Origin of the sequence: Parasphingorhabdus sp. (genome assembly GCF_036568145.1) — a bacterium.
Taxonomy (GTDB): domain Bacteria; phylum Pseudomonadota; class Alphaproteobacteria; order Sphingomonadales; family Sphingomonadaceae; genus Parasphingorhabdus.
The window spans coordinates 1-24,887 of the sequence record NZ_DATCTC010000013.1 but is presented as its reverse complement, the minus strand read 5'-3'; the positions used below and the strand labels follow the sequence as shown (position 1 = coordinate 24,887).

Genomic DNA, 24,887 nt, shown 5'->3' with positions numbered 1-24,887 from the left:
TTCCTGCGCGCAAATTGAGGGTGGCTATGCTGTGCGCCGATATGGCGTAATTTTTTGCTAGTTATGAGGTGTTTGAATGCCGAAGTGGAAAGTTATCGATGCGTTCGCCCATTTTGGTGCGGAAACGAACAATTCTTATGCGTGGTCGGCGCAAAGCGCAGATGGGGCAACGACTGTCATCACCTTATGGCAGGATGAGATTGAGGATGATGGTACCAAAGTTCGAGCCGACTTCTTTAATCATCCTAAGCTAGAGCACTGGGTGAAGCAGCCAAACAACAAAGGTAGAAAGCGTCATCTCCAAAACATTTGGGAGGGAGACAAGACTTTCAAAGTTGTCATGCTCAAAGCGAAGGATGTGGACGCCAAGACTAGGTCTGCAAAGGAACGCTGGCCTGACGATAATTTGACCATGACCCTGTTGGATTTCAATCCGGAGACGGGAGAATTCTTAGCCGAAGGCGTACGTACCAAGCCAATCGCCTCATCCAAAGGCGAGGGTTGGACTGACCAAGAATTGGCGGCGTGTGTCGCGGCTTACAGAGAGCTGTGGCTGGCCCAAGAAGCTGGCACCAAGGTAAACAAGTCTGCTTTAAGGAGGGCAGTCGTCAAAGCTGCTCTGCAAGCACGCGGCGAAAGCGCTTATGAATTCCGAATGCAAAACATCTCCGCCGTCATCGACGAATTGGGTTTGGGCTACGTTCAGGGCTATTTGCCGCTGAGAAACGTTGGCGCTGCCAAAGACCGAATAATCGAATTGATAAATGAGCACTGGGATCGGACTGCAGAGCCTGAGGCGCCAACCTCTGATCCTGACGAGCTTGCGACGAGAGTTGAATCGGCAACCCAAAAGTTTGAAAAAGGCAAATTGCCACAACCATCCGGGTCAAAAGCTCCGGCCCGCACAACTTCAAGCTCAAATCAATTTGTCCGCGATCCAAATGTGATAGCTTGGGTTTGCGATGAAGCAGATGGCCATTGCGATGCCTGCGAAGAAGTCGCTCCGTTCAATCGCGCCGATGGTTCCCCGTATCTTGAGGTCCATCATATTCGCCTCTTAGCGGAGGGCGGGCCCGATACCCCAGACAATGCTATTGCTGGGTGTCCAAATTGCCATCGCCGTTTGCATCATGCGGAAGATCGTGATTCGTTTCGCAAGGCCGTTATCGCTAAGGTCTCTCGGCTAATTGACTATCCCAAGCGGTCGCTAAAGGCCTGATACTTCAGGTCATGAGTGAGATTCGGTGAGCAGAGCTTGACTAACTAAAACCAAAAAGACAAAAGGTACTAACTAACTTGTCCACTTGGAGGTTTTGATGTCGAGACGCGAATTGCTTTTAGAAGCCGTCGAGCGGGGTAAATATGCTCCACTCTATAGGCATCTCCTCACTCGCGATGGCACCGAGTGGCAAACTACATTTAGCGAACTGGAGAATATACTCGGGTTTTCCCTGCCAAACAGCGCACACATGTATCGCCCTTGGTGGGCAAACGATCGGGGAGCGGCTCACAGTCAATCAATGTCCTGGACACTAGCTGGTTGGAAATCCTCCTCGGTCGACATGGACGATGCGACTTTGACTTTCAAAAAGCACACCGAAGAAGGAGCGACCGAAATGCCAAGCAATGAAAACCAAGACCGTTTGAGCGCACCAAAAATGGACGATTTTAGAGCAGCTTTGAAAGACTACCTATTGGAAGCTCGGTCTGAAGGCATCTCTAGCGTGGTCATTAACGCGGGCAAATTACATCGATTGGTTGGGGGATATCCAACTCCCTTCAATCGAATGCCGATGTGCTGCAAAGCGATGTATGAAGAGCAAACACATGGTGATCGGATTGTCGAGAAACCCATGAAGGATTTTGGAGCCTCATTGACGATAGAATATCGCTTGCCGAGGTAGACTAACACGCGATCGAATGAGACCCCAATTTCCAAGCTCAGTATCAAGGCACTTGATTCGTGAATCGCACCTAAGCTTTGGTTCTTTGGGCCGGGCGGGTCATTTGCAGATCGAAGCAGGGACAACTTTTCTGCTGCAGGCCGCCGCACGAGCTAGGCTTTTATTTGAGATAGGCAATCCAACTCTCTTATGAAGATGCGACGAAAGGAAGTCGCATATGCGCAAGGTACTTACAGCCAAAACAATCGACGCGCTCAAACCGCGTGAGAAGCGCTATGAAGTGCGCGATGCCTCGCTACCTGGATTTGCTGTCAGGGTGAGCACCAATGGACAAAGAACCTTCACACAAAAGTTCCGGCTTGGTCTCAAGCAGGGTCGCCACAAACTAGGCGTCTACCCACGCATTTCGCTTGCCGAAGCCCGTAACAAAGCAATCGAGGTTTTGCGGTTGGTCGATGAAGGAATTGATCCTGCTACGACGCGAAGACAACTCGATATGCGGGTATGCGAAGTCTGCGCTCAATTCATCGAGCAATACGCCAAGCCGCGCAATCGCAGCTATCGGGAAGCAGAGCGCATTCTCCAGCGCGAGTTTGTCTCAGCGTATGGCGAAATGGACATCAGAAAGATCAAGCGCTGCGATCTATTGGCGTTGATGGATGCTGCTGTTGCTCGCGGCTCGAAATATCAGGCAAACCGTATTCATGCTCATCTGCGCAAGCTTATGAATTGGTGCGTGGAGCGCAGTATTATCGACCTATCGCCATTGAATGGAGTTAGCGCGCCATCGGTAGAGACCAAGCGCCGCCGCATTCTTACAGATGATGAAATCACACGGGTCTTGGCCGCCAGTATCAATCTTGCCTTCCCTTATCGCTATGTTGTGCCAATGCTGCTTGCAACCGCGCAGCGTCGCAGCGAAGTGGCCAATATGCGTTGGAGCGAGATCGATCTCAAAACCAAGACTTGGACACTCCCAGCCGAGCGATCGAAGAATGGCGAAGAAAACGCGGTGCCGCTCAATGAGATGGCATTGCAGATGCTCGAAGAGATGCCAAGGTTTGAGGGCAGCGATCTCATCTTCACGACGAATGGAACCTCGCCCATTAACGGCTTCAGCAAATTCCTGGGGCGGCTTCAGGATGGGTCCGAGACCGCAAATTGGCGGCTTCACGATTTACGCCGAACCGCGGCTTCGGGAATGGCGCGTGCCAGCGTCCCGCCTCACGTGATCGAAAAGGTGCTCAATCATATTTCGGGTACGATTTCGGGTGTTGCTGCGGTATACAACCGATACGGTTACGATGCCGAAAAACGCGCTGCGCTGGACAAATGGGGGAAGCATCTTGAGACTTTATTTCGGACAGGTAGCTTCCTCCAATCGGATTGACGCAAAGGCAGAGCTTCGCGCGTCCCATTGCATGGCCGATGTTCTCGAGCATCTCACCTCCGCCAAAATGCGAGCCATAGGTGATGCCTTAGGCGGCGTAGAGGCGCGTATTCTGGTTGATCTGCGCTTGAAACTTGCGTTTGAATTCCAAGACCACCTTCGCACTATGAAGGGCGACCCAACACGTCTAGATCGCTCTAAGCGTCGTAAAAGCATAGAAAAAATGCTCCGAAATCTAGAACGCCTGCGACCGGAGCTCGAAGCTTATCAGCCATTCCTGATGTCCATGCACTACGAAGCCTTCTTTTATGGGGCGCGCGGACCAGAGTCGTCGTGGTTTCAGGAGGACTACGACAACTTGGTCGATTCCGTAGGCAAACTTGAGCAGATAATTCAAAGCATTGCTGAGTTCGCCCCAATCGGAGACAAGATAGTAAAGCTGTCGATCAAAGGATTCTCGACGGATCGGATTGAAAACCCAGGAACGTGGGCAGAAACCGCATTCGCTTACCGCATGGCGCGCATCTACTGGGAATTGACGGATAGGAAGCCAGCCTTTGGTGGAGCTGGCGCCGGACCCTTCCAGCGCATGCTTCATGAATTGGGAGATGCGTTTGATTCGGCCTACAAGGCCATTGGACAGCCCTTTGGCCCATTCAAACGACCGAACCGGAAAGCAATCGTAGCGGCTTGCCGAAGATTTCAGGTGCCAAGAGACAATCCAAGTTTGGATGCTTTGTTGCACTACTAGCGCTTCATTCTTCACCATATATATCAAAAAGCCGCTGAGTAGCCCAAGTTTGCTCGGAGGTAAGATGCAAGGTGGCCACCTTCCTAATCAGCAGAAGGACAGAATTATGAAGCAAGGCAATTCGAACATTGAACAAACGCGTGTTCTCTATACTCGAGAGCACCTGTACCGGCTCGGTGTTACCCAGTCGGCAAGCACGTTATTGAGGCTTGAGGCAAAGAATCGTTGGCCTAAGCGCATTCGCATCAGCGACCATTCTGTAGCTTGGCTCAAAAGCGAAGTGGATAGTCACATTGCCGAATTGGCTGCTAGCCGGGGAGACAAGGAATGAGCACTCCTAAAACAAGCGTCAGCGATAAATTTACAAGCCGCGATGAGACAGAAACTCATGCGCATCTTTATCTCAAGATAATGGACAAAAAGGTGATCCTCGATTTCGTGACACCGGATGATGAGGGCTACCTTGAATTACATGTCCCTTGGTCGCAGGATCGGATGGATAAATACCTCAATCCCTGGGTTTTTGAAGAGACTATCGAAAGATTGTTCTCAGTTGAAGTCGGATGGAAAGCCTTCGACAGGCGAGTGGATTTAGAAGATGACGAGCGCAGATTGAGTGCCCAAGAGCACACGAAATCGAGGCGTAAGAGAAGTTAGTCGTCGATTTGCCCCGGTACCAACGCATTTTCCTCTGAGCAATCTCTTCGCATGCGATGCGCGATAATGCGCCATTGCAAAGTGCCAGAATGACATGAGGGCACTGGGGCAATTTTATTTCACCATATAAAGTGAGTAGACATCATGCGAATTTCTGATCGCTTCGCTCCGCTTGCCGCGGAGGCGAACCACCCACACATGCCTAAAGCTGCCGCTAAGTTTGTCGCGCAGCTATGGGGACACCTATCCCCCAATGCTACAACCTTTATGGCTTCTCGCCAAGGGTCGCGCTGGATCGAGCATGCGATTTCAGGTGATCGCAAGGCAGCAGCGTTGAGGATACTCGACGACCATCCCCCATTCTCTTGGGACACATACTTTTGTGCGAACGGTTTTGAAGGACAGTTGCGCAAATCTCGATTCGCGATGAGCACATGCCTCGGTTGGTGCGACGTGGATGACGACGACCCAAAGGCGTTCAGGCCTCGCCCCAATATCCTCTGGGAGACATCTGCTGGTCGATATCAAAGTATTTGGATTTGGAACGAAACACTTGACCCTTACACCGCCGAGCAGATCTCGAAAGGGCTACTTCGGTACGGTGGCGACAAAGGCGGGTGGTCGGTTACCAAATATTTGCGGGTACCCGGCACGATCAATCACAAGCCCGAGCGCAATCGCGACCGTGTTCGCCTTTTGCGGTTCGATGAACGATCACAGCCGGTTCCGGATTTCCCAATCGGGCTGGCCGATACGTTAGTTGATACCAAAACTGGCAAATTTGACCCAACGCGCTTTGAAGCTACTGTATTGATAAGGCGCTACCGTCGCAAGGTATCGCTCTTTGCCCGAACGCTCATGGAAGCGAACCGTGTCATCTATCCCGACCGGTCAGCAGCCATATATGTAATCGTCTCAGACCTAGTAATTGCAAAGGCCGAAAACGACGAAATCGGATGTATTCTAATCAGCAATCCACACTTCCTCGAAAAGCATGGTTCCAACATCGCAATGGCCGAACGCGAAATCCTGACTATCCGTGCCAAGATGGGAGACGATCAATGAGTCGCTCCAAGAAACAGCGTGGTTTGGTATTCAAGGGAATTGCGCGAAGCCGGGAATTGACCGCATCCATCAGAACATGGGGTGCACGCGGCGCGACCAGAGTGCAAGCGCGGGAGCTGGCAGAGGCACAAAACGCCGAGTTCAACTCACCACAGCTTGTCGAGGACGAATTCGAACACGTCTTTAAGAAAGCATGGGCAATCGTCAAAGCTGATAGCAAGGTAGAGACCTTTTGCGATCTGTCAAAGGTTGAAAGCCGTGAGGCGGAGTTCCTGATCAATCCCTACATCCCACGCGGAGCACTGACGATCTTGGACGGGCATCCCGGCCAAGGAAAATCCTTGATTACCAACCACCTTGCAGCTGCAATCACGACCGGAGGGCGCTTTGCCGACAAGTACAAAATGTCTAAAGGCAATGTGCTCTTCATGTCTCCAGAGGATGATCCGGATCGTGTGCTCAGGCCGCGCCTGGAAGCTCAAGGAGCTGACATCGATCGAATTCGCTTCATGGCGCGCCCGGAATATCTCGATGAGTATGGGCGGTTGAAGCTACGCAATGAAATCATCGAACACCCCGTAGAGCTGGTCGCTATCGACCCAATTCCAGCCTTCGTATCGCCCGAGACAAATACCTATCGGGCAACTGAAGTTCGCGGGTTCATGCAGCCGCTAGCGATGCTCGCTCGCGAACTGGATATCGCAATCCTTATCGTACGACATTTGCGTAAGGGAGGTTCGGACACTGCGATCGAGGCAGGACAAGGCTCGATGGACTTTATCGCGGCAGTTCGATCCGGGCTGATGATCTTCCGCCATCCAGTCGACGACCAAACTAGAGTTTTCTCACACCCCAAATCGAACTGGGCAAAGAACGGACCCTCTCTAACATTCGAACTGGAGTCGAAATCAGATGCATCGGTGCCAACGATTTCCTGGCTGGCCGAGATCGAGGAATCGGCCGATCAGCTGTTAAAGGGGGCAAGCAAAGAGAAGGTGGTCGAGGTTTGCGCGGAAAAGATCGGAGAACTTTTGGTTCGGGGTCCGATAAGGGCGCGGGACGCTTTAGATCAGCTGATCAAGATGGGCTTTGCCAAGCGCACGATCGATCGCGCCAAGGATTTGGCTGAGGTCAAGGCCGGTCGAGGGCCAGGGGCCACATGGACGATCCGACGGTCGAAAGATCGCCAGTGACACGTACATGCATCGCTGGCGTTCTTTGGGGGCAATTTACTTCAGAAGGGCAAAAGAGCGCCAACGATGTATATATCAATTGCTGGCGCTCTTTCTCGATCTCCGTCAGCTTTCCACTGGTGCGATCAGCGCCTTCTTTGCCTCTTCCAGCGCCTTCGAACCCGGTTCCCATTGCCACCGCTGGCGGGCGACATGGTCGTTGCCAAGGTTAGGATATTGCCTCGTCTGCTTTGCGGCAAGGCGAAGCAGCATTCGGGCGTCACGGGGTGCCATCTTCATTTCGCGGGCAAGCTGGTCGAGCGTGACCAATTCAGGCTCGCCGCTGTCGGCTTTGTTTGCGTTGGTTGGAGTCGCAGCGGGTTTCGTGGTTTTGGCAGTAGTCATGTCGGTCATCTCCTTCGGTTGGGACCGACATTTCCATTAAGGTTCTTCCGAGAGGCATGTCAGGAAAAATCCCAGCTCTTCCGCGATTTCTCTTCAGAATTTCATGTCATATTTGGTGAGAAATGGAGGCAAAGATGAATAGAATTCCAATCGCAAACGCCGTGATCGCGGCAAACAAGAAGTCTGACGGCAAGATTGAAGAAGTCGTAGTTTTGGCACGGGGCGACCGCCGAGATAGTCAGTACGGGATCACATTAGGAGCCGCGGAGTCCCGATGGCGCAACCACCCCGACCAACGGATGGGTCTGCTATTCGAGGCGGCATGGCATTTGGTTTCGGTTTTCGAATTGTCACACCAAGACGTCCATCGCGCCCTTCTATCGATCGAGGAGTACGCTGAACTCGAAGGGCAGCTTCTGGCTTGAAAAGCAGCCTAGCGACCCACTGATATTAAATGAGGCTATCGATGGCCGTTCAAGCTGACTATTCCGCCTTTATTTGCTACCCTCGACCCAGTTCGGGAATCTGACGGGTACCAGAACGAGTATTTGCTAGAAATGCAATCAGTGCTTGGTCTCTGAATTTGCCATTGTCGATACAGTAATTATTCCGGACATCCAGAGTGGAATGGTTGATAAGAAAGACATGGTCGATATTGTGGCCGCAATCCGATACTGGGAAGCTAGCGGCGTTTGGAATATTTAAGAAAGGCAACCTTACCTTGGTAACCACTAATCGCATCGACGATAGTCTATAAAATGCGGATGCTTGTTGACATAGGAATCAGCCTTTCGTTACGTACGGGAACAATCAGTGAACCCTTCGCTAATTTTCAAATTGAACCGGAGTATACGCATGAGCGAACTAGTTGATGTCAAGCCAAGGAAACGAGAGTCGACGTCAACGGTCGGACGTAAGAAGCCCGTAACCCTATTGTATGTCCCAACCGAAGGATCGTTTGCCGACGGACCAACAAACGTTTCACTTTCCGATAGTCTGGATTGTTACGACGATTGGGAAACTCCAACCTGCATCGTTTCTGATGGGGCATATGGCGTTTTGGGATTTGAAGGCGATACATCGGATCACATTGGTATGCCTGAATGGTACGAACCCCACATCGAAGCTTGGTCCAAACGTGCAACACCGAAAACAACTCTTTGGTTTTGGAACTCAGAAATTGGTTGGGCGACAGTGCATCCGGTTCTCGAAAAATATGGCTGGCGATACATCAATGCTAACGTCTGGGATAAAGGTCTTAGACATATTGCCGGAAACGTAAACACCAAGAGGATTAGACGCTTCCCTGTTGTTTCGGAATTGTGTGTTCAGTACGTTTTTGAACCTCGAATTGATGGACAGATTTTGAAGCACTGGCTTCTAAAAGAGTGGAAGCGGACAGGAATGCCAGTACGTGAGGCTAACAAAGCATGTGGTGTAGCAGATGCTGCGGTGCGTAAGTATCTCGATCAAGGCCATCTCTGGTATTGGATGCCGATAGAAATGTTCGAAAAGATGGTCAGTTATGCAAACGAATTTGGTAGCCCAGAAGGACGGCCTTATTTTTCACGGGACGGAAAGCGACCAATGACAGGCGACGACTGGGCCCAAACACGTTCAACGTTCAACTGTCCGCACGGCGTCACCAACGTATGGCAACGCCCGCCACTCCGAGGTGCAGAAAGGATCAAAACGGTCGGTAGTACAAGCAAGGCTGTTCACCTTAATCAGAAACCTCTCGATCTGATGGAGACTATTATTCAAGCTTCAACAACTTCGGACGGTGTTGTCTGGGAACCGTTTGGCGGCTTGTTCTCCGCGTCAGTCGCGGCCCGAAACTTGGGACTTAAATCGTATGGTGCCGAGATTGATCCAACCTATTACCACTACGGTGTTGAGAGGCTTACTCGATTATGTCGTCAGGATCACCTTCTGTTATGTTCAAATGATCGCGGAGAGTCTGTTTAATAAGATCTGTATCCGGCGACCGAAAAAGTCTTTCCCATTGGCGTACCTTCAGTCCGTGCACTTGAGTTGCCATCACTTTAGTCTTAAACGCTTCCAATCCTTGGTGAACAATCCGGTCCATCTTCGCATAGTTGGTGTCGAGCCTATAATTAAACTGACCCTGTAAGACTCTTAGTTTGAGCTGATAGTCAGGAGTCGGTTGATAGGCTCTCCCTTGCGGTCCCCAACTTCTGACCAACGCTTCTGCTGCTGCGATACGCGCAGGATCAGTTTCTTGCAATTTATGCCCACTTGTATTGGTCTGTTGAAGATTGGCGGTTCGAGCGGTTGTGTCCTCGGGTTCAAGAACTATATAGTCCGGTGGGTTATGGTAGTGATCGTCTCGTGACTTAGCAACAGAAGCACCCGACATAACCACAACGTCCAGGATATATGGTTTTCCGTAAATCAAGAACTCAGGTAACCAAGCGAGAAGGCAGACATAGGTATTATCGTCTGCAAAATGGTTTTGCGAATCCTTGAACCTTGCCGTAATTTCAGTTGCCAAAGGAAACCATGCCTTGATCTCAAAACCGGGTGTTGGTTCAATGCCTCGAAAAACGGTGTCAGGGAATCCTGGATCTTGCCGCTCCCACTCACCTACGCCGTGAAACTCCTCCTTGTCATTCAAAAATTCTACCGCGTTAAACTCAATCAAATTTCCCAATATAGGCGACAGTTTTGAAACGACCTTAGACAGATTAACCGCAGCGTCGGAAGTGATCGGTTTCGACACGGTGAGGAGGTCGAAGATGTGTCCCGACAAGTCATTAAGATGTTCTGTGGCTACTTCAATTACTTCAGCCGTAGTTGCTATCTCTGCCATTTTTTCACTCCCTGTTGGAGAGTCAATGGCATCGAGTCCGGCTGACCGGAACCCCCAATCTGCGGTAATAAAAGAAAATCGTGCTAAAAACTAGTCATGACACTCACCGCCCTGTTGGGTGTTTCCGATACATAAGCAACGGTGGTACTAAGCTGTTGCTCCTTTATGTTTTCTTAGGCAGCGGTTCCAAGTTATCTAGGGTCAGGACCTATTAAAGGGATTCCCAAAACATATAATTTGTGATTCAGGGGTGGCGTCAAGGAGGTGCTGCTATGGATATCTATTGTCCCGTTTTTGGGGTTCGGATTTCACCCAATGGTCGTAAGACCTTTTCGTCTCCTATCGCTACGGCATCAATCAGCGGCGATCGGTATCTATCCCATAACCTCCCTTTACAAAGCAAGAACCGAAGCGATCGCCATCCTCCGTGATGTCACGGATGGCATCGACCCGCAGCAAACGAGAATAGGAATCGTCCATAAGGGCGGACCGAAAGAAGGACGCCAACTCGCCATTCATCTAACCGTCCTGCGAGACTGGATCGCGGAATAGTCTACTTTGATTGGGATCACATTCCGTGTCGCCGACCATGCCGTATAGCCGTGCACGATAGAGTTCTTGGACGACGCGTGTCGCCCGTTTGTGCATTTGGACCCTGGCGTATCTTTTGCGGCCACGAGGGCGGACATAGCGGCTATCACCTTCGACCTGTCTATGCAGCTTGCGGACTTTGCGCTGTGCGCGGGACAATTCATCCTCGCTCTGGCTGGCATAGGTTAGCTTATGAGCTTTGCGCGACGCGAAAATGCCATCGACGAGAAAAAGCTGCTCGCATCGAGTACCAATCAGTGGGCAGAGAAAGTAGTAGCGATAGCCACCGTAGTGGCAGTGGACGCACTCAATCGATACGCGCTGGTCGTTGACATCACCGGCAATGCGCACTGATGCATCGTCAACGTCGCTCAAATTGATGAAAATTCTTACCTTAAGCGCCTCTAGGCCCTGATTTCGCCAGCACAACGTGTCATACGTGTATTCACCGTGCCTAACTAGCCCAGCGCGCCGCAATATGCGCAAGTCGATACATGGAAATTGTTCGACTGCCCCGCGATGGACGCTGCGCCGCCGTCCAGAATTGCTACCGCCCATGATGGCCTCTCTGTGATGCTGATACTGGGTGATTATACGAAATAGTCTGGCGAAGATCAGGTTAAACCCCGGCTATACAGCTTTTTATTGCCTTAAAGCGGTACCTATCCCATACAGCTTCTTGATGCCGCTACGCACGGCATTGGGGATTAGTAACCCCGACATAACCGGTTGATGCTGACCGCAACAGCGTCACACTCCTTGTCCTTATGGTCGGGGAGCCTGTGGCGTATGCAACAGGTTCACCCGAACTAAAGGCCACAGGGCCGAGTTATGTCGGTTTACTAACTCCCCGATCACCAAGGATCAGGTGTGAAGTCGACAGCGGGGGCGTACCGCATGTCGCTTCCGGGGGGAATTTCATGAAACACGTTTTGCCAATTGTCGGCGCTGCCAGCATCCTCTTTGGAAGTGGCGCCGCACATTCTCAGTCGTTGTTGTATAAGCCTTCAACTGCCGCGCAGGCCGAGGCCGACCCTCAGAAAAGCCCTAACTGTAATGCAACAATGCAGTTTAGCAACTTCGTAGGAATGAAGGTAGCCTTTCTTGCCAAAACTTTGCAGTTTCAGCGCTTTGGTTATTCGTCTTGGCACTATCAAGAAGATCGCTTTAATTCTCCAAATTACCAAGCCCTAGCGGGGAAGATAGGGACCATCATTGCCATTGATATGTCCAACGGTGCTGACGCAATGTTCAAGGACGTCATTGTTAAGATGGACGACAATGGCAGGCTTGTAACGACGCGAGCTCTTCACGACACGATAAGTGATGTTGTCTTGCTAAACGATATCGATTTTGCAAAATCCCGCTACGTTGGAAAGACACTTTGGATAAAAACTCGCTCAGTCCGTGAGAGTCAAGATACTGAAACCTATGATGGTACAAAGATTAGAAAATTCTCTGCTGTAAAGGTCGTAGATGTGGTTCCTGGGACATTTCAGTATGATCCCGTTGACTTCGTTATAGAAACTAACGACCATGAAACGGTTCTCGTTCCATCGTCAGTTAGCGTTAGTAACGTATCTGCTGATATGATCACAAATTACCGGAAGACACGGGCAACGATGTGTGGATTCGACGAGATATTTCTTCTAGATAATCCGCGCTTGCAGCATAATTGGTCAGAGGCTGTGTGGAGGAATATCGAGCTGGAGCGCGTTGTAGTAGGAATGACGCTTGAGCAGGTACTTCTATCGAAGGGTAATCCAAGAGATTTTAACGAAACTAATACGAAAAACGCATACTCATCTCAGTTGGTTTACGATGACAATGTTTATGTCTACATCAATGATCAAAACATCGTAACTGCAGTTCAGGAATGAATCTTCGGGAATCACAGCGACGAGCCATTGGTCCTGCCCCGGCCAACATGTTGCATGGCCCTCCAATGCAAATCTGTTCCCCCATTGGTACCCTAACGGAGCGTTCCAGCGCCCCGCACGGCCTCAATCATCCATAAGTTATTGAAAACAATGGTGAGCCCTGCTGGATTCGAACCAGCGACCTACTGATTAAAAGTCAGTTGCTCTACCGACTGAGCTAAGGGCCCTCTGACATCGAATGCATTGCATAATGCCCGTGAGAAGCGCCTCCCTAGTGGGGCTTGGCTTTGGGGTCAAGCGGCTTTCCGATGTTTTAACAGGAATTTCTGGTCATCCTTTGTGTGATGCCAATATTGCGGCCATTTGTGTGATGGTCAATCCGCTTACCGGATCGCGCCACTTGGGCGCTATTTCCGCGGCGGGGCGCAGGACAAAGGCGCGTTCGCGCATCATGGCGTGCGGGATTGTGAGCGGCGGATTATCTCCGGCATAGGGGCCTTCGCTCCATAAAATAATGTCGAGATCGAGCACTCTTCGCGACCATGGCTGTCCGCGCCTGTCGCCAAAATCCGATTCGATGGACTTTAAAAGCGTCAACAGATCGCCGGGGGCAAGGCCTGTTTCAATGATGGCGGCGGCATTGGCATAGGTGCGGTTTGAAGGTCCGACCGGCCGTGACAACAGGGTTGCGGAGAATTTGATGATATTCAGCCCCTTTTGGTCCAGCGTGGTCAGCGCGGCGGAAATGACCTTGCGCGGCGAACCATGACGGACGTGGCGCTGGTTGGAGCCTAGGGCGATCAGGAAGCGGGTTTCCGGCACGAGGGGCTTTTCTCTGTCTTTTTCATATATTTGTTGCAAAACATTGGAAACTTACGGTTCCAACACCCGAAAAGCGCTGCTACCATGGAACACACGTAAGGCAAACCAAGGATAATTGAGGAGATAGTTTATGGGCCGTCATAATATTGGTAAAAGCGGGGCAAGCATATTGTTGGCTGGATTGGCCCTTTCTCTGGCTTCCTGTGGCAGCAACGAAACTGCCGAAACCGAAACTGCGGTTGAGCCGGTAGAGGATATTGCCCGCGCGACGCTGACCGGTGCGGATGGCACCCGCTATGGCGAAGTGATAATTGGCGAGGGCGACGGCGGCCTGTTAGTGAAAATAGACGCAGAAAACCTGGAGCCGGGACCGCGCGGCGTGCATATCCATGAAGTGGGACAGTGCGAAGGCCCGGATTTCACATCCGCCGGCGGGCATTGGAACCCGACCGAGAACGAGCATGGACTGGAAAATCCGAATGGCGCCCATATGGGTGACTTCTTCAACCTTGAGATCGGCGAAGATGGAAAGGGATCGGTTGAGGCACGGATTGAGGGGGCCAGCTTGAAAGAGGGCGCGAACGCCTTGATGGATGCTGATGGCGCTGCCTTTGTGATCCACGCGGGACCGGATGACCAGAAAACCGATCCCTCCGGTGAAAGCGGTGGTCGGATTGCCTGCGGCGTTTTTGAAATGCAGCAGTTTAAACCTGTGGATTGAGCAGCCTTACTTAGTCAGGCAACTGCGTTGAGTTCGTAATTTTCCGGAGGCCGCATGGCTGTTTCTGTTCTGTTTGTGTGCATGGGTAATATCTGCCGATCGCCCATGGCCGAAGCCGCTTTGCGTCAGGAGTGCGAGAGCGCCGGTCTGACAATGGTTATCGATTCTGCGGGAACGCATGACTGGCACACCGGCAAGCCTCCGGATGAGCGTGCGCAGGCTGTGGCGCTTCGCAATGGCGCGCCGATTGACCATTTGCGCGCTCGCCCGGTCAGCGCGGCGGATTTCCATGCGTTTGACCATATCATCGCGCTCGATAATGCCAATCTGGAGAATTTGGCGGCGATACAGCCCCCTGATGGATTGGCAACATTGTCGCTATTGTTCGATCTGGTCGAGGGCCGGGCCGGGCAGGATGTCGCCGACCCCTATTATGACACCGATTCAGCATTTGATACGACATGGGTGGACGTGGTGGCCGGGGCGAAAGCGATTGTCGCTAAACTGTCCTGAACCGCTTGCCGGGAACGGGCGCGTGACTTTTTAGCGATTCACAGCCGATTGATAGATACTATCTATTGGCGTGGGCATATAATTTATCGATTCAATACGCGGTTTTTCTTGAATTCTTCACGCTTTCAACCGATATTGATGAAGACAGCTTTGCAAGGCAGATGCTTTGCAGCTTAAACATTGAGGAGTTTAAATAATCATGGCTTGGCCTGACCCACGAGCGGCAATGTCGCGGACACAAGTTGGCACGACGGCGCAAACCGATGTCGCGTATGACGCCGGATTGCGGTCCTACATGCTGAAAGTTTATAACTACATGGCAAGCGGCGTACTGCTTACCGGTATTGTTGCGATGCTCTTTGCCAGTTCCGGCATGGCGGCAGACATCATGCTGGGCGGTGGACCGCTGAAATGGGTAATCATTCTTTCCCCGCTGGCCATTGTTTTTGCGATGAGCTTTGGACAGAATAAATTTTCGACATTCACGATACAGGCGATGTTCTGGGCCTTTGCGACCCTGATGGGCCTTTCCATGTCGACGATTTTCCTGGTCTATACCGGCGTTTCGATTGCCCAGACCTTCTTCGCCACGGCGGCGGCTTTCCTGGGACTTAGCCTTTATGGTTACACGACCAAGAAAGACCTGTCGGCATGGGGTAGCTTCCTGATCATGGGTGTCATCGGTCTGCTGGTTGCGATGGTGATCAACATCTTCCTGCAATCGACGATGATGCATTTCGTGATTAGCGCGATCGGTGTTCTGATCTTCGCTGGTCTGACGGCCTATGATACGCAGCGGATCAAGAGCATGTATGCCTATGTTGCCGGAACCGATATGGTCGGCAAAGTGGTCATCATGAGCGCGCTGAACCTGTATCTGGACTTTATCAACATGTTCCAGTTCCTGCTCGCCTTCATGGGCAACCAGGAATAAGGTCTATTCAGACAAACTATTTTACGAAAAAGCCCGGCAAGAAATTGCTGGGCTTTTTCTTTAGGCATTCTGTCGCCTTTTGGATTTCTATCGCTGGACAAGAGAACGGTCGGCGCATAAGTAATCTCCAGTATCTTAGGGAGAATGAAGTGTTCCGCGGTATAATGAATCTACGTGTATTGGTAGTCACTGTGGCCGTTGCAGCGCTTGCCGCTTGTCAAACCCCTCCTCCCCCTCCGCCGCCGCCGGTGGTTGTCCCGCAATATACCCCGCGAGCACCAACGCCGCCCTTTGGCGCAAGCAGCCTTACGATCATACCGCCGCTGGGTGTGGATGGTTTGCGCCAGACGATTAACCGTGATCTGGGGCCATTGGAAACGGTATGGCATGTCCGTGCCGCGCTGAATGTCGCTGCGCTTAGCTGCACTGCCCCGCAATATGCGCGCCTTGTCAGCGATTATAATACGTTCCTTGCCAAGAATGAAAAATATCTGCGTAACGCGAATAATGCCATCATCAGCAAATACCGCCGCGAAGAGGGTAACGGCTATCGGCAAGTCCATGACCGTCACCAGACAAACCTGTATAATTTCTGGTCATTCTCGCCCCTGCGCCGTCCATTCTGTGATCAGGCGGTCCAGATCAGCCAGCGTGCGATTGTAACGCCCACGGAGGAAATGGAAGCGTTCGGTGCGGAGGCACTGATGGAGCTGGAGAAACCGTTTGTGGATTTCTATCTGGCCTATGAGGAATATGAAAAGGCGCTTGATGCCTGGCGCGTGCAATATGCGCCGGAACAGGCACGCGATGCGGTTGACGAGACTATCAACACGACCGGCCTGACAGGCGGACTGGTTGATCCCGACGCGCCTCCTGCAAACGCGCCGCTTGTGGACAAGCAACTTCCCGCCAGTAATGCCGCGCCGACGGCTACAAACCCCGCGCCTGTGCCTCCGGCGACGCAAGGCACGCCCACTGAAGTTATTGAGCCTCCTACGGGCGAGTAAAGCTATAGCTCAGATAATATCCCCCTCCCTTGAAAGGGAGAGGGAGTAGGGCAGATCTAGCTTGCCGCTTGTTCGGGCATCAAAGCGGCATCCACGGCTTTTGATGCTTTATAGGTTTCCCTGTCTCTCAGGCGCTGTGCATAGGCTTGAAAGCTATCACGTTCGGGCATGGAGCCGAATTGCTGGCCCCAATCCACATGTGAGCCGACATATACATCTGCCATGGTAAAACGGTCTCCGCAGATATAATCGCTATCCGACAGTTTCTGGTCGAGCACATCTATAACCCGATCGAAATTGCCATAACCGAGCATCCTTTCTTTTTCCGGATCGACTTCCAGTTCCAGTGTTTTGTGCATCACCGCAGCTTCAACCGGACCTGCGGCAAAGAACATCCAGCGATAATAGTCAGCGCGTTCATCTTCGGTCGGGGCAAGGCCGGAATCAGGAAATGTATCGGCCAGATAGGCACAGATCGCGGCACATTCGGTTACGATGCGCCCGTCATGCACAATGGCAGGGACTTTCCCCATCGGGTTTATCGCCAGATAATCCTCCCCCTTCATCGTCGTGTCATAATCAAGCAGAACCTGATCGTACTGTGCGCCCGCTTCATGCAGTGCCCAGCGGGCAATCTGGCCGCGTGACATGGGGTTTGTGTAGAATGTCAGGGACATAATGTTTTTCTCCTTCATTTTGGTTCGATTTCTGACAATCTTTGCTCATATTTCGCTCTGGACTGCTCCATGAACATATCGAGAGAGCGTTCGGAGTCCGGCCGGTAAGTCTGCCCGGTCGGAACCATAGTGGAAATGCGATCCAGCCGGAACATGCGAAAATCACCACGCAGTTCGCACCAGCCGACCAGCGTCCAGACCTTTCCCCAGAACCAGAGGCCCAGCGGATGAACATCGCGCTTCGTAATGGCACCATCCCCGTCATTATATTCGAGGGATAATATCTCACGATTTTCAACCGCGGTTTCGCAAGCGTCAATCAACTCTCTCGCTTGCCCAGCCAATCCTGTACGGGGCGCAAAAATTTTCGTGTTACCAACACGCCAGCGTTCCTCGTCCGGCAATACCGTCTCGATCTTGACCAAGGCTTCCTCAGCCGCCGCAATCATGGCGGTGCCGCCCCAGGCCTTGACCATCCGTGCGCCGGTCACCAGAGCCACAATCTCCTCGCGCGTGAACATCAGCGGGGGCAGATCAAAGCCGCTACGCATAATATAACCGATTCCCGCTTCACCGTCGATTGGCACGCCGGTAGATTGCAGGTCCGCCATATCACGATAGATGGTGCGCTCGGAAACCTCCAGACGCTCGGCGAGCATAGTCGCAGTTACAAGCCTGCCACCGCGCAGATATTGAACGATCTGGAACAGGCGGTCGGCTCTACGCATGATTGACTATTTGAAGATACCAAGGGAATTGCCATCCGGATCTTTCGCATAAAAGAAAGAGCCAGACGGGATCGTGATCACCGGGGAAATAACCTCACCGCCCGCTTTTTTAATGCGTTCCATTACATTTTCCAAATTGCCGTCCACTGCAAGATGCACGGTTATCCCGTCACCCTCTGATACCGGTTTTCCCTCGTACAGGTGGCCAATAAAAGCTTCGCTGCCAAGATCAGGCAAAAGCAGGATTCTCTGTGATCCGCCATCATCTTCAGTTAACGGCGCTTCGAGCAGCATTTCATAAAATGCGTTTGCCCGGTTCAAATCGGTAACCGGAATCTCGGTCCAGTAAAGCCGTCTCCGCTTTGCTTCGATCATGTACTTGTGCCTTTCTGCTTTGGGTACATGCACGTTATGTCATAAGCCTACTGACAGCATATTGTCAGTAGTGTTTTAGAAATTTGCGCTCGCGTTCCTACCAACCGCCGAGCCAAGGTATCTCGAAGCGAGAAACAAAAAAACGGCGTGAGGATTAGTCACGCCGTTTTGTTTTCAAAGCGAAGCTTTCACCCCGCCAGACTATTTGGTTTTCGTCGGGGCCTTTTTCTTCGGGTCCGATTTTTTCGACTTGCCTGCTGGCGCTGCCGGAGTGACCTCGAACGTCAGTTCGTTGTCTTTCAGATGCACCTTGACCTCACCGCCATTGACCAGCTTGCCGAACAACAGTTCCTCGGCAAGCGGCTGCTTGATCTTCTCCTGGATCAAACGGCCCATCGGGCGCGCGCCATAGAGCTTGTCATAGCCGCGGTCGGTCAGCCATTTGCTTGCGTCATCGTCCAGCGTGATGTGAACATTCTGTTCCGCCAGTTGCAGTTCAAGCTCAAGGATGAACTTCTCGACAACCCGCGCCACAACTTCGGGCGGCAGGTAAGCAAAGGGCACAATCGCGTCCAGACGGTTGCGGAATTCCGGCGAGAACATTTTCTTCACCGCTTCGTCGCTGGCATCTTCCTTGGACACATTGCCAAAGCCAATGCCTTCCTTCGCCATGTCGGACGCACCGGCGTTGGTGGTCATGATCAATATGACATTGCGGAAATCGACCGTCTTGCCATGATGATCCGTCAACTTGCCGTTGTCCATTACCTGCAACAGGATGTTGAAAAGGTCCGGATGGGCCTTCTCGATCTCGTCGAGCAGCAGCACGCAATGCGGGTTCTGATCCACCGCATCGGTGAGCAGACCGCCCTGGTCATAGCCGACATAGCCCGGAGGCGCACCGATCAGGCGTGATACGCTGTGGCGCTCCATATATTCGGACATGTCAAACCGCTGGAGCGGGATGCCCATGATCGAAGATAGCTGGCGAGCAACCTCGGTCTTGCCGACGCCGGTGGGGCCGGAAAACAGGTAGTTGCCGATCGGCTTGTTCGGCTCACGAAGGCCAGCCCGCGACAATTTGATCGCGCTTGACAGTTTTTCGATCGCCGCATTCTGGCCAAAGACAACGCGCTTCAGATCCCGATCAAGATTTTCGAGCGTTTTCTTGTCATCCTTCGACACGGATTTGGGCGGGATACGCGCCATTGTCGCGATAACCGCTTCAATATCCTTGGTCGTGATCATCTTCTTGCGGCGCGATGGCGGCAACAGCATTTGCATGGCGCCAACTTCGTCAATCACGTCAATCGCCTTGTCCGGCAATTTACGGTCATTGATATAGCGCGTGGAAAGCTCGACTGCGGATTTCAGGGCATCGGGCGCATAACGCACCTTGTGATGCTCCTCAAACGCACCGCGCAGCCCGGCAAGGATCTTTATCGTATCCTCGACACTGGGTTCGTTCACATCGATTTTCTGGAACCGGCGCAGCAGTGCCCGGTCTTTTTCGAAATGATTGCGAAACTCTTTATAGGTGGTCGATCCGATGCAGCGAATGACGCCGCCCGACAAGGCCGGTTTCAGCAGGTTGGACGCATCCATCGCGCCGCCGCTGGTCGCACCGGCACCGATGACGGTGTGGATCTCGTCGATGAACAAAATCGCGTCCGGCATTTTCTCAAGCTCGGAAACAACCTGTTTCAGCCGCTCCTCAAAATCGCCGCGATAGCGTGTTCCGGCGAGCAGCGAGCCCATGTCGAGCGAATAGATCACCGCCGGTTTCAGGACCTCGGGAACATTGCCTTCGACAATGCGCAGCGCCAGTCCTTCGGCAATCGCGGTTTTGCCGACGCCCGGTTCGCCCACATAAAGCGGGTTATTCTTGGAACGGCGGCACAGGATCTGCACCGTGCGGTCAACCTCTGCCTGCCGCCCGATCAGGGGATCGATCCGGCCTTCCTTGGCTTTCTCGTTCAAATTGACGGTAAACTGGTCAAGCGCGGTTTCCTTTTTGCTTTTCGCGTCTTTTTTCTCTTCGGCTTCCTCGCTGCCGGACAGCTCGACAGGATCAACCGTGTGCCCGGCCTTGCCGACGCCGTGGCTGATATAGCTGACCGCATCAAGGCGGCTCATATCCTGTTGCTGGAGGAAATAGACCGCATAGCTTTCCCGTTCAGAGAACAGGGCGACCAGCACATTGGCTCCGGTGACTTCGTCCTTGCCCGAAGACTGGACGTGCAGGATGGCCCGCTGAACCACCCGTTGAAAGCCGGATGTCGGGGATGGGTCGATGGATTTCTGCACTTTCAGAGAATCCAGCTCGCTATCGAGATACAGCACAACCGCATCTTCCAGCTCGCCCAGATCAACTCCGCAGGCATTCATCACCTGTGCGGCATCACTGTCGTCAATCAACGCCAGCAACAAATGTTCCAGCGTCGCATATTCATGTGACCGGTCAGCCGCATTTGTCAGCGCCTGATGAAGGGTCTTTTCCAGTGATTCTGCGAATGAAGGCATGTACTTAACTCCTTGATGGGACAGGGGTAGTCCCGTTCGCCAAAAGCCTATGGAGCCTCTTATTTCTCCGACCTTAACTGTTCGGCGTCACTATCAATTTATGCGTAAGGCGCAAAACATCAAGGGCATATACCATGAACTGCAAGTATTGTGCCCAAAATAAGCGTATTTTTTCTCCTGTCGTCCTTTCCAGCCCGGTCAGGGGCAACTGAAGCCTAACTATTAAGGAAGAGGGTTAACAAAAGCTTAGCTTCGCGGCGCATGACACTATTTATCGTCCCTGATTTCTGGCCATGCTTTCCGGCTATGTTTTTTTGAACAGGCTGTCGGCGCTGGCGCGGTGGGAGACAGCGAAGTTTTTCTTTGCCTCACAGCGGCTTATTTCATTCTTCAGAACCGCGATCCGCTTGTCCAGTTCATCAACGGATAACGGGTCGAGATCCTGTTTGACGAGCAGGTTGAGCGGGTCATTGGCGCTCCGCGGTAAATTATCGTCGTCATCCATGTCATGTTCCTGTCTTTTTCGGCCATTTTCACCGGTAATGTTGACCGCCGCCCGTTTGCTGTCAATAAGGCCGACAGGAAAAAGCGCACAATATTCACGCACTTTTAAGAGGTTGGGCACGCCATGACAGTTTCACAGATTTTGCAGTCGGAAATGACAGCCATCGCGATCAGCGAGCCGGGTGGGCCGGATGTCCTGAAACCCGAAACGGTGCCGGTTCCACAACCCGAGGCGGGGGAAGTGCTTATCAAGGTGGCCGCCGCCGGGGTGAACCGCCCCGATGTGGTCCAGCGCAAGGGGCTTTACCCCGCGCCGCCCGGCGCATCCCCGCTTCCCGGTCTGGAAGTATCGGGCACGGTTGTCGCCCTGGGCTCTGGCGTAGAGCCGGAATGGATGGGGCGCAAAATATGTGCGCTGACAAATGGCGGCGGCTATGCCGAATATTGCGTGGCTCCGGTCGGGCAATGCCTACCCGTTCCGGAAAGCCTGACGATGGAGGAAGCTGCGGCCTTGCCCGAAACGCTGTTCACCGTGTGGAGCAACCTGTTCAATCGCGGCTTTGCGCGGGAAGACGAAACGGTTTTGATCCACGGCGGAACCAGCGGGATTGGCACGATGGCGATCACGCTGGGTAAGCTGTTCGGTTTGAAGGTCATCGTGACCTGCGGCACCGATCAGAAATGCACCGCCGCCAAATCCATCGGCGCCGATCACGCGATCAACTATAAAACGCAGGATTTTGTCGAGGAAATCAAGAAAATCACCGACGGGCAGGGGGTCGAACTGGTGCTCGACATGGTTGCGGGCGACTATGTGGCGCGCAATCTCAAATGCCTGAAAGAAGATGGACGGCACGTGACAATAGCTGTGCAGGGCGGGGCCAAAGCGACCCTGAACATGGCGCAGATCATGATGCGGCGGCTGACCCTGACCGGATCAACCCTTCGCCCGCAATCGGCCGAGCGCAAGGCGTTACTGGCGGATGAAATCTATCGCTATATCTGGCCCGATGTCGAAGCGGGCAAGGTAAAACCGGTCATGGACGAGGTCTTCGCCCTGAAAGATGCCGCCAAAGCGCACGCCCACATGGAAGCGGGCGACCATATCGGGAAGATTATTTTGAAAGTCGAGTGAGGGGTTCGTCCACGCCCTTCGCCACCCCACAGTCATTCCCGCGAAGGCGGGAATCTGGCTTAATTTCCTAAAAAACCCGAGCCGAACCAAATATCTTGCCGACTCTTTCGTTATCCCCTACAATGAATGGTTCAACAGGCCGCTCCCGCAAGGGGCGGCCCTTATTTTTTGTTTTTTGAAAACTGTATTTTTGAAAAGCTGTAGTGAAAAGGACGCCGCCGTGGCCCAAGACAAACCGACCCCGCTGATGCCGCATGCAACCGCAAGTTGGCTGGTTGACAATACCGGCTTGAGCTTTGAGCAGATTGCCGATTTTTGCGGCATCCATATTCTGGAAGTGAACGCGATGGCGGATGACCTCGCCGGTTCCAAATATACTGGCCGTGATCCCGTGCAAGCGCATGAGCTGACCAACGAGGAAATTGCCAAGGCAGAAGCCGATCCGGAATATCGCATGAAGCTGCGAAAAGGTCCCGATCAGGTGCGCCGTACAAAAGGACCGCGCTATACGCCGGTTTCCAAGCGTCAGGACAAGCCGGACGGCATCGCATGGTTGCTGCGTAACCATCCGGAAATTTCCGATGCCCAGATCGGCAAGCTGATCGGCACGACCCGCACCACGATCAACGCGATCCGTGACCGGGAGCATTGGAATATCGCCAATATCGTTGCCAAAGATCCTGTCACACTGGGCCTGTGTTCCCAGCGCGAGCTGGACGCCGTTGTTGCCAAGGCTGCCAAGAAAGCAGGCATTGAACCGGAAGTGCAGGAAGACAAGAAACTGGGCGGCGATCGCGAAGCTCTTATTGCCGAATTGCATGAAGAGCGGGCAAAAGCCGAACGGGATGCCGAAGCGGCACTGGCTGCCGAATCCGGTGAAGAAAAGATCGCGTCTCAAGACCTGACAGCGGAAACCCTGTTCAAGGATAGCTGACTTTCTACCGGGCTGGCGGTCTCTTTTACAGAGAGAAAACCGTCAGTCCTGAGCCTGTCGAAGGACGTTCATGGGCCGGGCACCGTGCCTGGGTTAGAGACATGCTTCGACAGGCTCAGCATTAACGGTGTTTCTTTGGCCACCGACATTATATACGCGCGCGTTAATTACACGGTTAAATATGGTTGCGCCGCTTCTCCGCCTGGGGCTATGAACGCTTTATGGATGCACCGATAAAAACCACCACCTATGATGAAACGCTGGCCGATCATGGCTTTGAACCCATAATCGCGGAAGGCTTGACCTATCCGCTGGGCGATTATGAGCCCAAATATGGCGAATATTTTGAATTGATGCCCGGTATCGGCTGGACCCGCACGCCGGTTCCGGGGCCGCTGGGTCATATTAACAACTGGGTGCTGGACGATGTGCACACCGATGGCCCCAATAAGGGTGAGCCGGGCTTTGCGATTGTCGATACCGGCCTTTTCATGCCAGCCGTCATTGAGTCCTGGAAACAACTGTTTGAAACCGGCCTCAATGGCAAAACCGCGACAAAGATTGTCGTGACCCATTACCATCCCGACCATGTCGGCTGTGCAGGCTGGCTTGCCAACCGGTTCAAGGCTCCTGTCCACATGAACCGCACCGAATGGCTGTTGGCGCGCATGTTGATAGCGGATACCAGTGCCGATGTGCCGGCCGAAGCGATTGAGGAATGGCGCTTTGCGGGCTGGGACGAGGCGCTGATCGAGGAAAGATCCAAAGGGGGCTGGGGGCGGTTTGCCCGCGCCGTGTCACGGCTGCCCATCGGGCATATCCGCATGGACGAGGGCGATCACCTGACCATCGGCGATAATGACTGGCGCGTGATGATCGGGCGCGGCCATACGCCGGAACATGCCTGTTTGATCGATGACAGGAACGGCGTGATGATTTCCGGCGACCAGATATTGCCACGTATCACTTCCAATATCTCGGTCATGCTCAGTGAACCTACCGCCGATCCGCTGGGCGAATGGCTGGCCAGTATCGACCGTTTCCGCGCCGAAATCGATCCCGATTTGCTGGTGCTCCCCGCGCATGGCCGTCCTTTCAAGGGCGCGCATCAGCGGCTGGACACATTGGCGCGACGGCATAATGAAGCGCTGGACGACGTTGCCGACGCGCTGGCCAGGGAACCGATGCGCGTGGTGGACAGCTTCCCGCTTTTATTCTCTCGCCCGATTGGTCCGGATGTGATTGGCATGGCGACAGGTGAAGCCATGGCGACGCTCCGGCATCTGGAATATACCGGCCGGGCGAAGCATGAAATGAAGGACGGCACAGCCTGGTATAGCGGCGTTTAGCGTCTGCCCCCCCCCCC

Annotated in this window: 28 protein-coding genes and 1 tRNA gene; 19 read left to right on the top strand and 10 right to left on the bottom strand. The window is 52.9% G+C overall.

Translation table 11 applies throughout. The features are described from left to right. The first annotated feature begins 76 nt into the window (after positions 1 to 76). The 8 genes from VIN76_RS03110 to VIN76_RS03075 all read left to right on the top strand — a co-directional run bounded on the left by VIN76_RS03110 (position 77) and on the right by VIN76_RS03075 (position 6,960). Positions 77 to 1,219 carry an HNH endonuclease gene (locus VIN76_RS03110; RefSeq protein WP_332040355.1) on the top strand — a complete coding sequence of 381 codons (1,143 nt, stop codon included), beginning with the start codon at positions 77 to 79 and terminating at the stop codon, positions 1,217 to 1,219. A gap of 97 nt (positions 1,220 to 1,316) precedes the next feature. Then, positions 1,317 to 1,904: a DUF7662 domain-containing protein gene (locus VIN76_RS03105; RefSeq protein WP_332040354.1), complete on the top strand. Its 588-nt coding sequence runs from the start codon at positions 1,317 to 1,319 to the stop codon at positions 1,902 to 1,904. Between the two features lie 217 nt (positions 1,905 to 2,121). Then, complete coding sequence (locus tag VIN76_RS03100) at positions 2,122 to 3,294, top strand: tyrosine-type recombinase/integrase (protein WP_332040353.1); 1,173 nt, start codon at positions 2,122 to 2,124, stop codon at positions 3,292 to 3,294. Between the two features lie 31 nt (positions 3,295 to 3,325). After that, positions 3,326 to 4,045 (top strand): hypothetical protein, encoded by a 720-nt coding sequence (locus VIN76_RS03095; protein ID WP_332040352.1) that lies wholly within the window; start codon positions 3,326 to 3,328, stop codon positions 4,043 to 4,045. 106 nt (positions 4,046 to 4,151) lie between these two features. Further along, on the top strand, positions 4,152 to 4,376 hold the full coding sequence (locus tag VIN76_RS03090; protein WP_332040351.1) for a helix-turn-helix transcriptional regulator: 225 nt from the start codon (positions 4,152 to 4,154) through the stop codon (positions 4,374 to 4,376). Beyond that, entirely contained in the window at positions 4,373 to 4,702 is a 330-nt protein-coding gene (locus VIN76_RS03085; protein ID WP_332040350.1) for a hypothetical protein, read from the top strand. The genes VIN76_RS03090 and VIN76_RS03085 overlap by 4 nt, the downstream gene beginning before the upstream one ends. A 144-nt stretch (positions 4,703 to 4,846) precedes the next feature. Continuing rightward, positions 4,847 to 5,767 carry a DNA-primase RepB domain-containing protein gene (locus VIN76_RS03080; protein WP_332040349.1) on the top strand — a complete coding sequence of 307 codons (921 nt, stop codon included), beginning with the start codon at positions 4,847 to 4,849 and terminating at the stop codon, positions 5,765 to 5,767. Next, positions 5,764 to 6,960: an AAA family ATPase gene (locus tag VIN76_RS03075; protein WP_332040348.1), complete on the top strand. Its 1,197-nt coding sequence runs from the start codon at positions 5,764 to 5,766 to the stop codon at positions 6,958 to 6,960. Before VIN76_RS03080 ends, VIN76_RS03075 begins: the two co-directional genes overlap by 4 nt. Before the next feature lie 105 nt (positions 6,961 to 7,065). Here VIN76_RS03075 and VIN76_RS03070 read toward each other — a convergent pair whose 3' ends face one another. Then, positions 7,066 to 7,344, bottom strand: a complete 279-nt coding sequence (locus tag VIN76_RS03070) for a hypothetical protein (RefSeq protein WP_332040347.1) — start codon at positions 7,342 to 7,344, stop codon at positions 7,066 to 7,068. 134 nt (positions 7,345 to 7,478) lie between these two features. Here VIN76_RS03070 and VIN76_RS03065 point away from each other — a divergent pair, with 134 nt between their 5' ends. After that, positions 7,479 to 7,769 (top strand): hypothetical protein, encoded by a 291-nt coding sequence (locus tag VIN76_RS03065; protein WP_332040346.1) that lies wholly within the window; start codon positions 7,479 to 7,481, stop codon positions 7,767 to 7,769. Positions 7,770 to 8,199: 430 nt separating this feature from the next. Continuing rightward, positions 8,200 to 9,312 carry a DNA methyltransferase gene (locus VIN76_RS03060; protein WP_332040345.1) on the top strand — a complete coding sequence of 371 codons (1,113 nt, stop codon included), beginning with the start codon at positions 8,200 to 8,202 and terminating at the stop codon, positions 9,310 to 9,312. Here VIN76_RS03060 and VIN76_RS03055 read toward each other — a convergent pair. Further along, the gene (locus VIN76_RS03055; protein WP_332040344.1) at positions 9,248 to 10,177 is read right to left on the bottom strand and encodes a hypothetical protein; all 930 of its coding nucleotides are present in this window, start codon (positions 10,175 to 10,177) and stop codon (positions 9,248 to 9,250) included. The genes VIN76_RS03060 and VIN76_RS03055 overlap by 65 nt on opposite strands. 315 nt (positions 10,178 to 10,492) lie before the next feature. Here VIN76_RS03055 and VIN76_RS16240 point away from each other — a divergent pair, with 315 nt between their 5' ends. Then, entirely contained in the window at positions 10,493 to 10,729 is a 237-nt protein-coding gene (locus tag VIN76_RS16240; RefSeq protein ID WP_414696266.1) for an integrase arm-type DNA-binding domain-containing protein, read from the top strand. Here VIN76_RS16240 and VIN76_RS03050 read toward each other — a convergent pair. Beyond that, the gene (locus VIN76_RS03050) at positions 10,697 to 11,143 is read right to left on the bottom strand and encodes a hypothetical protein (protein WP_332040343.1); all 447 of its coding nucleotides are present in this window, start codon (positions 11,141 to 11,143) and stop codon (positions 10,697 to 10,699) included. The genes VIN76_RS16240 and VIN76_RS03050 overlap by 33 nt on opposite strands. 545 nt (positions 11,144 to 11,688) lie before the next feature. Here VIN76_RS03050 and VIN76_RS03045 point away from each other — a divergent pair. Continuing rightward, on the top strand, positions 11,689 to 12,648 hold the full coding sequence (locus VIN76_RS03045) for a hypothetical protein (protein ID WP_332040342.1): 960 nt from the start codon (positions 11,689 to 11,691) through the stop codon (positions 12,646 to 12,648). A 151-nt stretch (positions 12,649 to 12,799) separates the two neighbouring features. On the opposite strand, the gene VIN76_RS03040 is transcribed toward VIN76_RS03045, so the two are convergent. Together VIN76_RS03040 and folK are read right to left on the bottom strand one after the other, a co-directional pair. Continuing rightward, positions 12,800 to 12,875 (bottom strand) — tRNA-Lys (locus tag VIN76_RS03040). Between the two features lie 103 nt (positions 12,876 to 12,978). Then, positions 12,979 to 13,470 (bottom strand): 2-amino-4-hydroxy-6-hydroxymethyldihydropteridine diphosphokinase, encoded by a 492-nt coding sequence (gene folK / locus VIN76_RS03035; RefSeq protein WP_332040341.1) that lies wholly within the window; start codon positions 13,468 to 13,470, stop codon positions 12,979 to 12,981. Positions 13,471 to 13,600: 130 nt separating this feature from the next. Here folK and VIN76_RS03030 point away from each other — a divergent pair, with 130 nt between their 5' ends. From VIN76_RS03030 to VIN76_RS03015, 4 genes are all read left to right on the top strand, one after another. Next, on the top strand, positions 13,601 to 14,191 hold the full coding sequence (locus VIN76_RS03030) for a superoxide dismutase family protein (RefSeq protein WP_332040340.1): 591 nt from the start codon (positions 13,601 to 13,603) through the stop codon (positions 14,189 to 14,191). A gap of 54 nt (positions 14,192 to 14,245) precedes the next feature. Next, positions 14,246 to 14,704, top strand: a complete 459-nt coding sequence (locus tag VIN76_RS03025; protein ID WP_332040339.1) for a low molecular weight protein-tyrosine-phosphatase — start codon at positions 14,246 to 14,248, stop codon at positions 14,702 to 14,704. Positions 14,705 to 14,903: 199 nt separating this feature from the next. Further along, positions 14,904 to 15,638, top strand: coding sequence for a Bax inhibitor-1/YccA family protein (locus tag VIN76_RS03020; RefSeq protein WP_414696264.1), 735 nt, complete (start codon positions 14,904 to 14,906; stop codon positions 15,636 to 15,638). A 149-nt stretch (positions 15,639 to 15,787) separates the two neighbouring features. Then, the gene (locus tag VIN76_RS03015; protein WP_332040338.1) at positions 15,788 to 16,645 is read left to right on the top strand and encodes a hypothetical protein; all 858 of its coding nucleotides are present in this window, start codon (positions 15,788 to 15,790) and stop codon (positions 16,643 to 16,645) included. A gap of 56 nt (positions 16,646 to 16,701) precedes the next feature. Here the strand turns inward: VIN76_RS03015 and VIN76_RS03010 are convergent, their stop codons facing one another. The 5 genes from VIN76_RS03010 to VIN76_RS02990 form a co-directional block, all read right to left on the bottom strand. After that, positions 16,702 to 17,322 (bottom strand): glutathione S-transferase family protein, encoded by a 621-nt coding sequence (locus VIN76_RS03010; protein WP_332040337.1) that lies wholly within the window; start codon positions 17,320 to 17,322, stop codon positions 16,702 to 16,704. A gap of 14 nt (positions 17,323 to 17,336) precedes the next feature. Continuing rightward, the gene (locus VIN76_RS03005; protein ID WP_332040336.1) at positions 17,337 to 18,050 is read right to left on the bottom strand and encodes a YafY family protein; all 714 of its coding nucleotides are present in this window, start codon (positions 18,048 to 18,050) and stop codon (positions 17,337 to 17,339) included. 6 nt (positions 18,051 to 18,056) lie between these two features. Next, the gene (locus VIN76_RS03000) at positions 18,057 to 18,425 is read right to left on the bottom strand and encodes a VOC family protein (protein ID WP_332040335.1); all 369 of its coding nucleotides are present in this window, start codon (positions 18,423 to 18,425) and stop codon (positions 18,057 to 18,059) included. 201 nt (positions 18,426 to 18,626) lie between these two features. Continuing rightward, the gene (gene clpA / locus VIN76_RS02995) at positions 18,627 to 20,948 is read right to left on the bottom strand and encodes an ATP-dependent Clp protease ATP-binding subunit ClpA (protein WP_332040334.1); all 2,322 of its coding nucleotides are present in this window, start codon (positions 20,946 to 20,948) and stop codon (positions 18,627 to 18,629) included. 304 nt (positions 20,949 to 21,252) lie between these two features. After that, a complete protein-coding gene (locus VIN76_RS02990; protein ID WP_332040424.1) occupies positions 21,253 to 21,453 on the bottom strand; it encodes a DUF1192 domain-containing protein in 201 nt (66 codons plus the stop codon). A gap of 123 nt (positions 21,454 to 21,576) precedes the next feature. On the opposite strand from VIN76_RS02990, the gene VIN76_RS02985 reads away from it, so the two are divergent. From VIN76_RS02985 to VIN76_RS02975, 3 genes are all read left to right on the top strand, one after another. Continuing rightward, on the top strand, positions 21,577 to 22,587 hold the full coding sequence (locus tag VIN76_RS02985; protein WP_332040333.1) for an NAD(P)H-quinone oxidoreductase: 1,011 nt from the start codon (positions 21,577 to 21,579) through the stop codon (positions 22,585 to 22,587). A 247-nt stretch (positions 22,588 to 22,834) separates the two neighbouring features. After that, a complete protein-coding gene (locus tag VIN76_RS02980; RefSeq protein WP_332040423.1) occupies positions 22,835 to 23,521 on the top strand; it encodes a DUF1013 domain-containing protein in 687 nt (228 codons plus the stop codon). 221 nt (positions 23,522 to 23,742) lie between these two features. Continuing rightward, positions 23,743 to 24,870 carry an MBL fold metallo-hydrolase gene (locus VIN76_RS02975; protein ID WP_332040332.1) on the top strand — a complete coding sequence of 376 codons (1,128 nt, stop codon included), beginning with the start codon at positions 23,743 to 23,745 and terminating at the stop codon, positions 24,868 to 24,870. The last annotated feature ends 17 nt before the right edge of the window (positions 24,871 to 24,887 follow it).